Raw genomic sequence first — 15,049 nt, forward strand, 5'->3', positions numbered from 1 at the left:
TGAGTTGTGAGTTATCTGTTTACATCTGGTAATTAACTCACAGCCCACAACTACTCACCATCAACATAATCCTGTAAATAAGAAAATCTTGCCGTTAACTTTCCGTTTTCGGTAATTTTTGCACGAGCTAAAATACCGTCTTTGTCACCGTCAAAAAAAGCTGGCATTACTTTTTCTATAAACATTTCGCCAAAACCTTCGCTGGCATCTTTGGGTAATTCGCAAGGCAAATTATCCACTGCCATTACCACAATCGCTGCCGGATGAAACAAATCGACTTCCTTATTTTCAAAAGGTAAATAACCATAAAAAGGTTCTTCAATGGTACTGGAACGCAAGGTAGAAGCAATCGATCCGTTAATATCACAGGAAATATCGCCTACAATTTTTACTTTACAATCTTTAGCCTTTAACATTTCCTGAGTTAAAATTGGAGGTGCTTCATTAGCATGAAAATGCGCGGTAATCACAATATCGGAAACCTTAGTAAAACGCTCAAAGTTACTCTCATATTCCTGTGGATTTTGGAAAAAATCGACTGAATCTAAAACGGCACCGTCTTTTCTTTTATTATAGTCCAAAACATCAATTTGCGTATAAACGGACTGTGCATAATTTTTTGTCAAAAAATTATCTACCGTAACGGATTTAACCTTGATAGCATCCAGAATTTCCTTAACCCCACTTCCTACTTTTCCGGTTCCGGTTACAACAAATTTTAATGGTGGCAGCATATTTCTCTTCAAAGAACGAATCAAATCTTCTTTTCCGGAAAGCATCTCGGCTTTGGGTAATTTGAACAATTCAAATTTAATTCCAAAAGCCCGAATACTATTGTAAACGCCTACCATTCCGGCATATCGTCCAAAACCTATCAAACGATTATTTTGAGTATCAACCAGCGTTTCGTGGTCATAAAACGTTATATTTTTTGCTAATAAATGCTGCAATAAAGTTCTGTTATAAACCTGTTTTTTAATCGTATGTGAAAAAAAGAAATAGGTTTTATCAGGAATTAAATTTTCAACCGGAACTTCTTTTACACCAAACAAAACATCACAATCACTAAGATCATTTACCACTTTTATCCCTGCATTTTCATAGTCAGCATCTCTAAAAACTCTGACATCCGAACTTTCCACAGCAAATTCTAATTCCGGATAAAGCGCCTGGATTTTTACCAATTGTTCAGGAGAAAAAATAACTCTTCGGTCGGTCGGTTTTTTTCTCTCTTTTATAATTCCAAATTTCATATCTATTAATTCTTTATTTTCAATTTACTTATTAAAAAACCACTTTTGTACTAAAATAAAAGATTCAAAAACATTAAAAGCTGAAAGCCAAAAACATAGAAAAAATGCCTTAAAAAAACTTTCAAAAAATTCTGTTAACGTTAAAAAAAACAACTATAAAACGCGTTCGATTCTATATATTTGCCCTTATAGCCCTCACAAAAATGATTTTCATAAAAAAGACAAATATACTACAATTACTCATGCTTACTCTGCTTTTGAGTTCTTGTAATCAAAAGAAAAAAACTAACGATTTAGAATCCAACATACCCAAGGATACCATGCCGCACATGGAACCTCCTACTCAAAAATTACCTAAATTATCGGCTCAGTATATTAAAAGTAAAAGAAATGCTATTGAACATTTTTACAATAAAAACTGGTCTCACAACAGCATGAACGGAAGTTTTTTAGTCGCTCAAAATGGTCAGATTATCTTCGAAAAATACGAAGGAATGGCTAATTTCAGAGATGAAAGACCTATCACTGCTACTACTCCACTCCATTTGGCATCAGTGAGTAAAGTATTGACCGCATCGGCAATTTTAAAATTGATTGACGCTAAAAAAATTGGTCTAGACCAAAAAGTAAATACCATCTTACCCCGATTTCCTTTTCCGGAAGTTACCGTAAAAATGCTGTTAAATCACCGAAGCGGTATGCGTAATTACGCCTATTTTACCGATAAAAAAGACGGAGTTTGGGATAGACACAATATCCTTACCAACAACGATATCGTAGAATTAATGGCAACTAAAAACATTGGTTTAGAATCCAGAACCAACACCCGATTTGCCTATTGCAATACTAATTATGCCATTTTGGCACTTATTATCGAAAAAGCAACCGGATTAAGCTATAAAAAAGCGATGGAGCGCATGATTTTCAAACCTTTGGGAATGAATCACACCTTTGTTTTTGATTATGATCAGGACAAAGACAGCATTGTTCCTTCTTATAAAGGAAACAAAGAGGAAATAGGAAAAGACTATCTTGATAAAATTTACGGAGACAAAAATATTTATTCCACTCCCAGAGATTTATTAAAATTTGATTTGGCACGAAATAATCCTAATTTTTTAAGCCCCAAATTATTAAAATTGGTTTACACCCCTTTTAGTCAGGAACGTAAAGGAGAAAAAAATTACGGTTTAGGAATTAGAATGATTAACTGGGAAACCGGACAAAATTTCTACTTCCACAACGGTTGGTGGCACGGAAACACTTCGGCTTATATTACTTTATTGAAAGAACATGTTACCATTATTGCTTTATCAAATAAGTTTACTACCAGAACTTATCAGGTGAAAAAATTAGCGCCTTTGTTTGGTGATTATCCTTTCAAATTAAGTAAGGAAGAAAAAGAGGAATAATTTTTGCACTGAGACTATTTGATAGTCATATTAAATTGTATATTCGCACACTCAAAATATTTTGAGAAAATAAACTGGGGTCGACTGGTTTTGACAGCAAGTCGAATTGAACAGTAAGCACGTCGAGCATTGAGACCTTGCTCGTAAATATAAGATCTCGAACTTTTAAACGGCGAAAATACTTACGCTTTAGCTGCATAATCTGAATTATAGTACGATTACGCCACGTCCCTACAAGGTAGGGAAGCTGGATTCTCCTTGAAAGCCTTGGTTTATGGCGGTCAGTACAGGGGAACCGTAAAAATAGACCTAGATTTCCATAAGCTTTGGGTGGTTATCGAAAATTAAGAAGCTAAGTAGTATGTGGTTGTTTCTGGCCTGGCATCCTATCGAAAATTCAATCAGGAAATAAGCGTGTAGAAAGCTCTTTAGTTGCTTGTTTGGACCCGGGTTCGATTCCCGGCGACTCCACAAAAACAAATTCAAATTGGTTCAAAAGCCTGTAAATCGTATGATTTACAGGCTTTTTTGTTTTTGATGCTATTCAAATTATCTATTAAATCTCAAACCATTGGTGTTAAAATCGGTTACCCTAAAAAAACGTAAAAACAGGGTAACCGAATTTCTCGCAAAGCCAGTGATAGCAAGCAGTTCAAAAGATGAACATCTTGACAAATGAGTATTAAATAATTAATTTAAATAACATTTAAGTCACCACAAAATGAAACACAAAATGTCAATACTTTTCTACGTGAAAAGTTCTAAAGTATCAAAAAACGGTTTACTTCCCATTTATCAAAGAATAACAATTAACGGCACTCGTATTGAATTAAGCACCTCTAAATTTGTAGAAAAATCAAAATGGAATACAGCGGCAGGCAAAATCAAAGGAAATTCAGAAGAAGCTAGGTTATTAAATAGTTACCTTGATATTCTTAAAAACAAAGCCTATGAAATCGAAAAATGGATGGTAAATAACAACCAGGAAATTAATGCCCAAACTTTCAAGAATAAACTTTTAGGAGTGGAAGAAAAGCAACGTAAATTGATTGTTATTTTTGAAGACCATAACAAACGAGTGAAAGACTTAATTGGAAAAGAATTCTCAATTAACACCTATAAGAAATATGAAACTGCATTAAGCCACACAAGAGAATTTCTAAAATATCAACATTCTATAAATGACATTTCAATAAAACAAATTGATATAGCCTTCATAAATGATTTTGATTTTTACCTCAGAAACATCAAAAATTGCAATAACAACTCAACAATAAAGTATGTTCGAAATTTTGGCAAAATAGTAAAGCAGTGCTATATTAATGGATGGATTGAAAAAGATCCATTTCTTAATTACAAAGGAAAAGTAAAAGAAAATGAAAGAACCTATCTCACTGAAAATGAAATTGATTCGTTACTGAATAAAAACTTTAAAATAAAACGCTTAGAATTAGTTCGAGATATGTTTATTTTTTCCTGTTTTACAGGTCTTGCTTATATTGATGTTTTCAATTTAACAAAATCCAATATTGTGCTTGGTATTGATGGTGAAAAATGGATTTCAACCCACAGACAGAAAACGGAAAGTGCTTCTAAAATCCCAATCCTTCCGGTAACACAAATGATTATTGACAAATACGAAAATCATCCGCAATGCAATAATGAAAACAAGTTACTCCCTATTCTATCCAATCAAAAAATGAATGCTTATTTAAAAGAGTTAGCTGATATTTGTGAAATAGACAAAGAACTAACCTTCCACATTGCCCGACATACTTTTGCAACCACTGTAACACTTACCAATGGTGTTCCAATTGAAAGCGTAAGTAAAATGCTAGGTCATAAAAATTTGAGAACAACTCAGCACTACGCTAAAGTTTTGGACAGAAAAGTGAGTGAGGATATGAAAATTTTAAAAACAAAAATGATTTTAACTAGTCAAAGTATGAAATCAGGCTGAAATCATAAAATTTAACTCTTTAGTATTAACTATATTAGCAATAAACAATAATATGAATAAACGATAATAATAAAACATTATAAAAATGAATGCGAATACCATCAGAATAGAATACCACGAAATGCGCGATATACTGTATAAACTATTTTTAAAATATAAGTTTACCGAAAAAAAAGCCCTATTAATGGCTAATGAATATACGGAAAGTACATTAGTAGGAGTTAATTCTCATGGAATCAACAGAGTGCCACTTTTTATTGAATATATCGAAAAAGGGATCGTTAAAGTTGATGCTGAGGCAGAAAAAAAAGAAAGTTTCGGTAGTATTGAAAGATGGGATGGTAATTCAGGACCAGGAATTATCAATGCGACAAAATGCACTAATAGGGCTGTTGAATTAGCAAAAAAACATGGAATAGGAATGGTGGCATTACGTAATACCAATCATTGGATGAGAGGAGGAACCTACGGAAAACAAGCAGCCGATTCAGATTGTATTGCTATCTTTTTTACAAATACCCAACCAAATATGCCGCCTTGGGGAGGAAAAGATAGCCGTATTGGTAATAATCCGCTTATTGTATCAATACCCCGAAAAGAAGGACATATTATATTAGACATGTCCATTTCACAATTTGCATTCGGAAAAATAAACGACTATAAACTTCGAGGTGAAAAACTGCCTTTTCCGGGAGGCTGGGATGAGAATGACATACTTTCTGATGATCCAGAAAAAATTTTGGCTAATGAACGTGGATTACCCATTGGCTATTGGAAAGGATCTGCACTATCAATAATTTTAGATATGTTGGCTACTTTATTATCAGCAGGTGATTCAACTTATAAAATTGGTTTAAATGAATTTGAAACGGGAATTTCTCAAATATATTTATGTATTTACCCAGATGTTTTTAATGATAAAAATCTACAAGAACGACTTATTAACGAAATTATCGATTATACACATGATGTAGACCCCATGAATCCGGGAGACAAAATTTATTATCCAGGAGAAAGAAGTGCAGCAACTAGAAATAAAAATATAAAAGACGGGATTCCAGTTGACAAAAGTATTTGGAAAAAAATAATAGAATTATCAGCATAAATTTTGTAACCTTTTTACCTTTCATAAACTCTAAAGTAATATAAACAGATTTGTATTATAAACTTTAAAAAGAAAGAAAAATGGAAAGCACTAACAAAATTCAAATTATTAAACCAATGTATCATTTATTAAAATTCACTTTTGGAATTGTACCCATTGTTGCCGGATTAGATAAGTTTACCAATATTTTGACTAATTGGGAAAATTACATTAATCCTTCCTTAACAGCTATAATTCCTTTTGATAGTGGTACTTTTATGATGATTGTCGGTTTGATTGAAATCATTGCAGGTATTATTGTTTTGAAAAAAACAGAGATAGGATCTTATATCGTTGCAGCTTGGCTTACCCTAATAGCACTAACTTTAATTGCCAGTGGTAATTATTTAGATGTAGCTGTACGTGATTTAGTTATGGCGATTGCTGCATTTTCAACTGCTAAAATTGCCAAAATTATAGAATAATAAAAATGGTTTCTATAAATAAAATAGAAACCATTTTTTGCATAATCTGAATTAATTCCAATAGGTTCAAAAACAATAATGATGAATCAATATACCGATACCGAATTAATAAATAAAATTCTGGAAGGAGAATTAGCTTTATACGAAATCCTTATCAGGCGGAACAATCCTTTTTTATATAAAATAGGAAGAAGTTATAACTATAATCACGAAGATACCCAGGATTTGATGCAGGATACATTTATTGATTCTTATCTTAATTTATCCAAATTTGAAAATCGCTCTTCTTTCAAAACTTGGATTATTAAAATCATGATTAATAATTGTTATAAAAAGCTACACAAGTTAGGCTACAAAAATGAAATTATAACTGAAATTAATGAAAAAGCAATCCCTATGTTTTCTGATAATTCACATACAGATACCAATAAAGTGATAATGGCTAAAGAGCTGAATTTTGTAATTGAGAATGCTTTAATTCAAATTCCTTTAGACTATAGAATAGTTTTTTCTTTGAGGGAAATTACAGGATTAAATGTTGAAGAAACTGCTCAATCCCTAAACATCAGTGAATCTAATGTCAAAGTGCGTCTGAATCGTGCCAAAGCAATGCTCAGAAAACAAATTGAAAAATCATATACTACAACCGATTTATATGAATTCAATTTAATTTACTGCGATACAATGGTTCTTAATGTTATGAATAAAATAAAAAAACTATAGAATGTCAATAGAAAAAACTTTAAATAAAATCGATAAAAAACCTTTAATTAAAAATCATTTACATAATCCAATTCGTAAAGATGCTTTTGAACTTAATGACAATCAAAAAATAGATTTGATCCAAAATCATTTCAAAGAAATCATGCACATCCTTGGACTCGACCTAACTGATGACAGCATACAAAATACGCCCAGGAGAGTTGCTAAAATGTATGTTGAAGAAATTTTTAGTGGTATTAATCCTAAAAACAAACCAATAATTACCCTTTTTGAAAACAAGTATCAATATGAAGAAATGCTAATCGAAAAAGACATCACTCTTTACTCTTATTGTGAACACCATTTTGTTCCAATTATTGGAAAAGTCCATATTGCCTATATTTCTAATGGAGCCGTAATTGGACTATCCAAAATAAACAGATTGGTACAGTTTTACGCCAAAAGACCACAGATTCAAGAAAGACTTACAAACCAAATTGCTGATGGGTTAAAAGAAGCTTTAAACTCAAAAGATATAGCAGTAATGATTGATGCAGCCCATTTATGCGTATCATCAAGAGGAATTAAAGACACCAACACAACAACTATCACAACACACTTTTCCGGAAAATTTGAAAATGAGATAGTAAAAAACCAATTTATAGCATTAACCAAATAATCAGAATAAGAAAACCCTGCGCTAGGCAGGGTTTAATTTTTTTAATTCAAATGAACCGATTGTGGCCCAAATTCTTCATAAAAAATATTGGATTTATCAATATTAAAACCAACTAATGATTCATAATGAGCCTTGATAAATGGAGCTGGACCACACAAATAATAGTGTGCATTTTTAAGCAAAATAGCTTCTTTACATTTTTCTAAATCAACTCTCCCCTGGATAATGCCTTCCTCTACGTTTTGTTCAATATCTTCATTAAACAAAAAAGTTTCTAACCAATCTGATTCTTGCTCCATACTATCAATTACTTCTTTAAAAGCATGAACTGAAGCATTCCGACAACCGTGAATCCAAACCGTTTTATTTTTATTTGTTTTTTGATTAGTCTCTAACATACTCAATAAAGGAGTAGCTCCTACTCCCCCACTTATTAAAATAATTGGCGCGTCAACAGTTTGCAAAGAAAAATTACCTGCAGGTGCTGAAACATTCACGGTATTCCCTACTTTCATCTTATGTAAGGTATTCGAAACCATTCCTTCAGGATGTACTTCCAAAGCAGTTTCTTTTTTAACCGAAATTCTATAATATCTGGAATTATAAGCACTGGAAAGACTGTAATGTCTTGGCTGTAATAATCCCAATTGTTCTACAAATACTTGTACACTTAAATATTGACCGGCTGTGTATGTTGCAATTTCTTTACCATCAGTAGGAAATAAATAAAATGATTTAATTTCTTTAGATTCCACTACAATCGCTTTAATGGTAAAATTTCGCCAGCCTTTCCATCCACCAGTTTTATTTTCATTGTTAAGATAAAAATCAGCCTCGATACCAATCATTATTTCTGCCAGTTCATTATAAGCTAGTGTCCATGCGTCAAGCAATTCTGGGGTAGCAATTTCTTCTCCCAAAACTTCTTTTATAGAAGCAATAAGATGTGTTCCTACAATAGTATAATCTTTAGCTTGAATATTCAAACTAACGTGTTTATTACCTATCCCTTTTAAAATATCAATCAACACGGATGGATTATCAATATGCTCTGCATAAGCCAAAACTGCTCCGGCTAATGCTTGCTTTTGTTTTCCATTGGATTGATTTCCCATGTTAAAAACAGACTTTAACTCTGGATTATGTTCAAACATTCTTTTATAGAAATAATCCGTTAAGACTTCACCTGATGATTGTAAAATAGGAATGGTAGCTTTAATTAAAGCCTTTTGATTTGTATTCATAATATTATATTTAAATTTTAACTAAACTAATTTTGAGGTATAATTTACTTTCATGACGTAAAAGAGAAATTCATAAAAGCGATAACTTTTATTTTTAGATACTTTCCCAATTTAATTCATGTAACGAAATAAACTCCATTTCTTGGATAGGATGCTCACTACGTATTTTTTTTCCAATTGTACTGTATTGCCAGAAAAAAGTAGCATCTACAGGGTATGGAATTTTCAAAATAGAAATAGATTCTATTTTAGTAATTTCTTTCCAGTACAATTGATATATCACACCATAAACATAATTTACTACATCATAAGCAGTAAACTGTAGTAGAAACTCAGCTCTTAATTCATCATCTCTTTCAAAACAAACAGAACCTATTTCAAATGAATCTTCCAAATAAGGTGTTTCAATTATCCTCTCAATTGTACTAAAAACGCTATTCATTGTATTTATAAATCTAAAATTTCAATCTGAGATCCATCTATGTCATTGTTAAGATACAATTGACAAGAAAGACGAATAGTAGTATCTATATACCCCATCTTAGATAATGTAGTATGTTCATTTCTTTCTTTTATAATAGAATCTCCTTTAACTCCCTTTATTTCAATAATACAGGTAGCACATCTCCCTACTCCACCACATTCACCAAAATCATCCAAAAGAAGTTTATCTCTTAACAAAAACATCAAATTAGGATATTCATGCACATAAGTTTCAATAGAATGATTGATGTTGTTTTCTACAACTGACAGACATATTTTATTTTTATTTGTTTTCAAAATGAGTGGGATTTCTAAAGGCAGAGATTTATCAATCTTTTTTAGCCATATATTTTTAATAAATAATTCTTCAAAATTATGGCATGATTAATTTTAGGATGCTTTGCTCCGTATAACAAAGTCAAAGGTGTTTTTTGCGCTATACTTCTTAATCGCTGTACTTCTTCTTTTTTAATATTTAATTCCTGAATATATCGCTGAGTAAATTCTTCAAAATACGCTTCTTTATGAGCAAACCATTTTCTTAGTTCAGCTGAAGGAGCTATTGCTTTATTCCATTCGTCAATTTGTAAATCTATTTTCTTTATTCCACGAGGCCATAATCGATCAATCAAAATCCGATAAGTTCCATCATGATGCTTACAATCATAAACTCTCTTTATAACTATCGCTTCCATATTTTTCGGATTGAAATCGTACTAAAAATGTTTTTTAAAATCAGACGGTCTGGAATTGGTAAGCTGCATAAACACTTCACTAAAAGCAGATAAACTTCCATAACCAACTTCGTAAGCTATCTCATTCATTGATAAATCCGTTTGTAGCATCAATTCAATAGATCTTGTAATTCGTAACAATTTTAAATATTGTAAAAAAGAAGTCGCTAATGTTTGTTGAAACAAACGCGATAAACTTCTTTCGCTAATACCAAATTCATATCCTATACTTTGTAAGGAGTGACTATCCGATATATGGAGTAATAAATAATCTAATATGGGTTTTATTCTTTCATTTTCAGAAAAAGGCAAGGCAATTGGCAATCGCTTGTTACTAATTTCTGGTAAAATATTTTTAATTACTGATAAAAACAAAAACTGATCTTCTCCCGGATTAATATGCCCATACCAACTTTCTGAATATTTAATCATTTCCAGCAGTAAATCGTTAATGGGATAAATCCCTACTTCTGAATAAAAGGGATGACTATCATCATCATGTGTGTAAAAAAATAGCGAGCGTAAAACAGTCCCGGAATGCCCAATTTTAAGAACATGTGTTACTCCCTGTGGAACCCAAAAATAATGTTTTGCAGGAATAACATATTTTTTATCATTTACTTGTAGATAAGCTAAACCTCCTTCAACATACGATAGTTGACCTTTAGTATGACTATGATACGGAATGAATTTCTCAAACCTTTCATGCTTTACAAAAACAGAAGAAGATAAGGTGTCAATTTCGGGTAAAGAGGCTATCAAACTCATGATAAATAGTTATAATAAAGGATATTACATAAAGATACAAAACATATTTTTTGTTATCAAATAATATATTTTGACTCTATTTTTAAGCAAAACTAAAACAACTTTGTATCTAAAACTAACCAATTCTAGCTATTGGCTGAAATCATAAAACAATAGTCTGTTTTAAGCAAATAGTTGACCTCTTATCGAATTTATATTTGCATCATCAAAATCTAAATACAAATGTTTAATCACGTCAAAAAGTACTTTTTATTGTATCTATTAGTGCAAAATTCATCTTTTTTATTGGCACAAAATCCAACAAATACAATTCAAAAAAAGCCAACACTTACATTAAATCAAACCTGGAATAAAGCTTTAGAATACAGCAAAGAAATTAACATCAATAATCTTGAAGTAGAAGTTAGCAAAGAAGAAATAGCCGAAAGTAAACACGAACGATTTCCGGAAATAGTATTAAAAGGAAATTATGAATACGCTACTAATATTCCGGTATACGAAAAAGGTCTTTTTAACAAACCTACTCAGCATGAAGTGATCCATTTATTATACAAATTAGGCACTGATTATTACTTTAATATCTATAATGGAAACAAATTAAATTTAAAAATTGATAAAAAGAAAGTCGCCTATGAAATGGCTCAAATACAAAAAAACTTAACTGTTTCAGAAATTAAATTGCAAACAGCGGCTTATTATTTAGACTTACAACGTAGCATTATTTTTAAGGATTTAATGATTAAAGATATTGCTAATCAGGAAAAGCAGTTAAACGAAATAAAAGAACTCTATAAACACGGTACAGTTTTAAAAAGCGATCTTTTAAGAGTGGAACTAAAATTATCCAATCAAAAGATGATGCTGGTCAAGATTGAAAATGATATTATTATTGCCAATCAAAAACTCAATATTATTATTGGCTTACCAGATGAACAATTGATCAATCCCTTGAATGAAATCAATCCTGAACTCATTAATCTAAAATCTTATGAAGAGTATTTAGAAATAGCCAAAACTAATGCTTATGAATACCATATTTCTGAAAAAAATGTAGAAATAAAAAAATTAGATCTTAAGAGCATTAAAGCCAATGTAAAACCCAAAGTAGGCTTATATGGTGAATTTTTTATTGCTAATCCTCAGATATTTTTATTCCCTTATTCACCAAGCAATTATACATTGGGAATTTTCGGAGTAAGAGCCTCCATTCCACTTTCTGAGCTTTATATCAATAAACCCAAAGAGCGAATTGCTAAAATAAATCTCGAAAAAGAAGAAGTAGAACATCATCATACCGATGATAAAATGAGAGAACAGGTTTTTCAAAATTACCAACGATTCAAAGAAGCTTTAATTCGGATTGATGTAAATAAAAAAGACATTGATCAATCAGCAGAAAACGCTCGGATTGTAAAACAAAACTATTTCAATCAATCAGCACTTATTACTGATTTATTAGATGCCGATATTCAATTATTAGAAAGTCAATTCAAATATGCTTCCTCTAAAATCGAAGCACAAATTCAATACTATCAACTTCAAAATGTCTTAGGAACACTTTAAAAAATGAGAACTAGAAATCAATACACAGTTACCGATAAATTAATTACCAAAATTACGGCTTGGATTGCAGGAATTATTGCTGTTGTTTTAATCATATGGGGAATCATCACTTTATGGGATATCTACCATAATGAATATACTAATGACGCACAGGTGCAGGAATACATCAATCCGGTGATAGCAAGAGCCGGAGGATTTATAACCGCAGTTAAATTTGAAGAAAATCAAGCAGTCAAAAAAGGAGATACTCTTATTTTAATTGACCAAAGAGAATACACCATACAACAAAGTCAAACAGAAGCAGCTTTGATAAATGCAAAAGCGCAACTCTTAGTTTGGAAAAGTAAGGTACAAACCTTAACTAAAACGACTCAGGTATATAGCTCAAAAATTGAAGTCAATAAAGCCGAACTTGTGAAACAAAAACTGGAACTGAATCGTTATAAAAAATTAGTGGAAACAGAATCAGCAACCCAACAAAAATTAGAAGCTGTACAAGCCAATTATGACATTGCTAAAGCAGAACTTACATCTTCAACTGAAAAATACCAGGCTTCATTATCTGAAGTAAATGATGCAAAAGCCCAGGAAGCAGTGGTCGAAGCCGAAATCAAAAGATTAGAATCCTTGTTAGACCGCCATAAACTAGATGTAACATACACAGCTGTAGTTGCTTCTTATGACGGTTATATGGGACGAAGAACTATTGAAGTGGGGCAAATGATTGATCCCGGACAGGTTCTCGCTTATATTGTAAATGCTGAAACAGACAAATGGATTGTTGCAAATTATAAGGAAACTCAAATCGAAACGATGAAGTTAGGAGATACTGCAACTTTCACTGCTGATTCCTATCCTAATAAAATTTTCAAAGGAGTAATAATATCATTTTCTCCCGCTACCGGATCTAGTTTTTCATTACTTCCGCCTGATAACTCAACAGGAAATTATGTCAAAATTGTACAACGTATCCCTGTTAGAATAAGAGTAACAAATCCTAAAAATGAATCTGATTTACTTAAGGCAGGAATGAATGTTAATGTTACCATAGCTAAAAACCAATAATAAAATGCTTCCAAAAAGTTTCTTATTCAAATCCTGGGTTCCTGAATGGCTGGTAAAAATAACCTTGTTTATAGTACTACTACCTAGTTTAGTATTATTCTTTTTACCTATGGCCAATGTCAATGCAGCAGCTGGAAACACAGGAATTGAAACTTATGATGTCTATTTTTCAGTAGCATTATTCTATGCCGGTTATGTTTCTTTCTTTTCATTAGAAAGAAGATTTTTTAGATTCTTAGCAGCTAAAGAATATTTTATCATTATTACCATCATACAAATTCTGAGTTCTTATGTGTGTTATGCTACACAGGAAAACAGCATACTTTTCCCTTTTAGATTCATTCAGGGTATGGCTTTTACCATGACAGTAAATTTATCTTTATCAATGATTTATTCCAGATTAAGAACACAAAGAGCCAGAGTAATTGGTTATTCCATTTTCTTTGGAATGTTAGTCTCTATGATCCCATTTAATAATTTTATTACAGCAGAAATAATCGATTCGTTTAATTTCAATTTTCTTTATAAGTGCGCCATGTTCTCTTACTTGCCTAGTCTTCTTTTTTTATTGTTGTTCATGAATAATGTTAGATTAGATGTTAAGTTTCCTTTATACCAATTGGACTGGCCAAGCTTTTTATTGTACGCTATTTCACTTACCTTGACAGGATACATCATGGTATATGGACAAGAGTATTACTGGTTAGAAGATCCCCGTATTTGTTGGAGTACGTTGGCAATTCTAACCTGTGGCGCACTTTTTTTCATCAGACAAACCTCTTTAAAACGACCTTATTTTAACTTAGAAGTATTTAAATACCGTAATTTTAAACTAGGAGCTTTAATTATTATTATCTTTTATATCTGTCGCTTCGCATTATCAATTACCACCACATATTTTCAAAATGTTTTAAAACTAGACCCCATTCATATTGGCTACATTACACTATTTAATATCTTAGGAATAATTATAGGTGTAATAATTTCAGGAGTATTTGTTTTACAAAATCGTCCTATACGCCTACTTTGGATATATGGTTTCATGCTTCTGTTTATCTATTATGCAGGAATGATTGTTATCTTCACTATAGAAGCTAATGAAAACTATTTCTATCTTCCTTTGCTCATTCAGGGATTAGGTGTGGGTATGCTCATGACCCCATCTATTATCTTTATGGTAGCATCGGTTCCTGAAAGGCTAAGTGCTACATCTGCAGGTATCTGCTTATTAATGCGATGTTTGGGGTTTTATTTTAGTATTGGTCTGATGAATTATTTTGAATTGTATTCAAAAAGCAAACATTTTAATACTTTTCAAAACAATATCTCTTTTGACAATACAACTAGTTTTCAAAAAATAGAGCATTATAAAAACCTTTTAACACAGCATGGTGCAACCGCAACCTATGCAAAAAAAGCAGCTAATAAAATGCTGGTGAATACTATAAATGCACAAGATCATATTCGATACGCAATAGATTATTATGAAGCAATCAGTGCACTTATAATAGTAACAATTATCATGGTGGCATTATTTCCATACATCAATAGAACTATTGTCACAATTACAAAAAAACAACCTTCTCCTTTCTAATCATTTATAAAATTAAAACTTAA

15 protein-coding genes and 1 other RNA gene are annotated in these 15,049 nt (G+C 31.5%); 10 read left to right on the forward strand and 6 right to left on the reverse strand.

What is annotated here, in order from left to right:
* Positions 1-50: 50 nt before the first annotated feature.
* Positions 51-1,253: an NAD(P)-dependent oxidoreductase gene (locus B6A10_RS09960; RefSeq protein ID WP_188220768.1), complete on the reverse strand. Its 1,203-nt coding sequence runs from the start codon at positions 1,251-1,253 to the stop codon at positions 51-53.
* 203 nt (positions 1,254-1,456) lie between these two features.
* Here B6A10_RS09960 and B6A10_RS09965 point away from each other — a divergent pair, with 203 nt between their 5' ends.
* The 7 genes from B6A10_RS09965 to folE all read left to right on the forward strand — a co-directional run bounded on the left by B6A10_RS09965 (position 1,457) and on the right by folE (position 7,575).
* Positions 1,457-2,665 (forward strand): serine hydrolase domain-containing protein, encoded by a 1,209-nt coding sequence (locus tag B6A10_RS09965; RefSeq protein ID WP_188220769.1) that lies wholly within the window; start codon positions 1,457-1,459, stop codon positions 2,663-2,665.
* 76 nt (positions 2,666-2,741) lie between these two features.
* Positions 2,742-3,139, forward strand: a transfer-messenger RNA (tmRNA) gene (ssrA, locus tag B6A10_RS09970).
* Between the two features lie 259 nt (positions 3,140-3,398).
* Positions 3,399-4,625 carry a site-specific integrase gene (locus B6A10_RS09975; RefSeq protein ID WP_238929390.1) on the forward strand — a complete coding sequence of 409 codons (1,227 nt, stop codon included), beginning with the start codon at positions 3,399-3,401 and terminating at the stop codon, positions 4,623-4,625.
* Positions 4,626-4,710: 85 nt separating this feature from the next.
* Entirely contained in the window at positions 4,711-5,730 is a 1,020-nt protein-coding gene (gene yiaK, locus B6A10_RS09980; RefSeq protein ID WP_194431832.1) for a 3-dehydro-L-gulonate 2-dehydrogenase, read from the forward strand.
* Between the two features lie 80 nt (positions 5,731-5,810).
* Entirely contained in the window at positions 5,811-6,194 is a 384-nt protein-coding gene (locus B6A10_RS09985) for a hypothetical protein (protein ID WP_188220771.1), read from the forward strand.
* A gap of 78 nt (positions 6,195-6,272) precedes the next feature.
* Positions 6,273-6,917, forward strand: a complete 645-nt coding sequence (locus B6A10_RS09990) for a sigma-70 family RNA polymerase sigma factor (RefSeq protein ID WP_188220772.1) — start codon at positions 6,273-6,275, stop codon at positions 6,915-6,917.
* A gap of 1 nt (position 6,918) precedes the next feature.
* Positions 6,919-7,575, forward strand: coding sequence for a GTP cyclohydrolase I FolE (gene folE / locus B6A10_RS09995; protein WP_188220773.1), 657 nt, complete (start codon positions 6,919-6,921; stop codon positions 7,573-7,575).
* A 41-nt stretch (positions 7,576-7,616) separates the two neighbouring features.
* Here the strand turns inward: folE and hmpA are convergent, their stop codons facing one another.
* The 5 genes from hmpA to B6A10_RS10020 form a co-directional block, all read right to left on the reverse strand.
* Entirely contained in the window at positions 7,617-8,819 is a 1,203-nt protein-coding gene (gene hmpA, locus B6A10_RS10000; protein WP_188220774.1) for an NO-inducible flavohemoprotein, read from the reverse strand.
* Positions 8,820-8,913: 94 nt separating this feature from the next.
* A complete protein-coding gene (locus B6A10_RS10005; protein ID WP_188220775.1) occupies positions 8,914-9,261 on the reverse strand; it encodes a hypothetical protein in 348 nt (115 codons plus the stop codon).
* Between the two features lie 5 nt (positions 9,262-9,266).
* Complete coding sequence (locus B6A10_RS10010) at positions 9,267-9,599, reverse strand: 2Fe-2S iron-sulfur cluster-binding protein (RefSeq protein WP_188220776.1); 333 nt, start codon at positions 9,597-9,599, stop codon at positions 9,267-9,269.
* A gap of 41 nt (positions 9,600-9,640) precedes the next feature.
* A complete protein-coding gene (locus B6A10_RS10015; protein WP_188220777.1) occupies positions 9,641-9,997 on the reverse strand; it encodes a DUF488 domain-containing protein in 357 nt (118 codons plus the stop codon).
* A 21-nt stretch (positions 9,998-10,018) separates the two neighbouring features.
* Positions 10,019-10,804 (reverse strand): helix-turn-helix domain-containing protein, encoded by a 786-nt coding sequence (locus B6A10_RS10020; protein WP_188220778.1) that lies wholly within the window; start codon positions 10,802-10,804, stop codon positions 10,019-10,021.
* A gap of 222 nt (positions 10,805-11,026) precedes the next feature.
* On the opposite strand from B6A10_RS10020, the gene B6A10_RS10025 reads away from it, so the two are divergent.
* From B6A10_RS10025 to B6A10_RS10035, 3 genes are read left to right on the forward strand one after another with little or no spacing between them, the layout of a single operon-like run.
* Positions 11,027-12,367, forward strand: coding sequence for a TolC family protein (locus B6A10_RS10025; RefSeq protein WP_188220779.1), 1,341 nt, complete (start codon positions 11,027-11,029; stop codon positions 12,365-12,367).
* A gap of 3 nt (positions 12,368-12,370) precedes the next feature.
* Positions 12,371-13,432 (forward strand): HlyD family secretion protein, encoded by a 1,062-nt coding sequence (locus tag B6A10_RS10030; RefSeq protein WP_188220780.1) that lies wholly within the window; start codon positions 12,371-12,373, stop codon positions 13,430-13,432.
* 4 nt (positions 13,433-13,436) lie between these two features.
* A complete protein-coding gene (locus tag B6A10_RS10035) occupies positions 13,437-15,026 on the forward strand; it encodes an MFS transporter (RefSeq protein WP_188220781.1) in 1,590 nt (529 codons plus the stop codon).
* Positions 15,027-15,049: the final 23 nt, after the last annotated feature.

This window comes from Flavobacterium pokkalii (assembly GCF_014596575.1).
In the GTDB taxonomy this organism is placed as follows: Bacteria; Bacteroidota; Bacteroidia; order Flavobacteriales; family Flavobacteriaceae; genus Flavobacterium; species Flavobacterium pokkalii.

What these genes read in the sequence shown, in the direction of transcription:
- B6A10_RS09975 (WP_238929390.1), top strand. Translation starts at nt 3,399, where the DNA reads ATGTCAATACTTTTCTACGTGAAAAGTTCTAAAGTATCAAAAAACGGT.
- B6A10_RS10035 (WP_188220781.1), top strand. Translation starts at nt 13,437, where the DNA reads ATGCTTCCAAAAAGTTTCTTATTCAAATCCTGGGTTCCTGAATGGCTG.
- hmpA (WP_188220774.1), bottom strand. Translation starts at nt 8,819, where the DNA reads ATGAATACAAATCAAAAGGCTTTAATTAAAGCTACCATTCCTATTTTA.
- B6A10_RS09990 (WP_188220772.1), top strand. Translation starts at nt 6,273, where the DNA reads ATGATGAATCAATATACCGATACCGAATTAATAAATAAAATTCTGGAA.
- folE (WP_188220773.1), top strand. Translation starts at nt 6,919, where the DNA reads ATGTCAATAGAAAAAACTTTAAATAAAATCGATAAAAAACCTTTAATT.
- yiaK (WP_194431832.1), top strand. Translation starts at nt 4,711, where the DNA reads ATGAATGCGAATACCATCAGAATAGAATACCACGAAATGCGCGATATA.
- B6A10_RS10020 (WP_188220778.1), bottom strand. Translation starts at nt 10,804, where the DNA reads ATGAGTTTGATAGCCTCTTTACCCGAAATTGACACCTTATCTTCTTCT.
- B6A10_RS10005 (WP_188220775.1), bottom strand. Translation starts at nt 9,261, where the DNA reads ATGAATAGCGTTTTTAGTACAATTGAGAGGATAATTGAAACACCTTAT.
- B6A10_RS09965 (WP_188220769.1), top strand. Translation starts at nt 1,457, where the DNA reads ATGATTTTCATAAAAAAGACAAATATACTACAATTACTCATGCTTACT.
- B6A10_RS10015 (WP_188220777.1), bottom strand. Translation starts at nt 9,997, where the DNA reads ATGGAAGCGATAGTTATAAAGAGAGTTTATGATTGTAAGCATCATGAT.
- B6A10_RS09960 (WP_188220768.1), bottom strand. Translation starts at nt 1,253, where the DNA reads ATGAAATTTGGAATTATAAAAGAGAGAAAAAAACCGACCGACCGAAGA.
- B6A10_RS10025 (WP_188220779.1), top strand. Translation starts at nt 11,027, where the DNA reads ATGTTTAATCACGTCAAAAAGTACTTTTTATTGTATCTATTAGTGCAA.
- B6A10_RS10030 (WP_188220780.1), top strand. Translation starts at nt 12,371, where the DNA reads ATGAGAACTAGAAATCAATACACAGTTACCGATAAATTAATTACCAAA.
- B6A10_RS09985 (WP_188220771.1), top strand. Translation starts at nt 5,811, where the DNA reads ATGGAAAGCACTAACAAAATTCAAATTATTAAACCAATGTATCATTTA.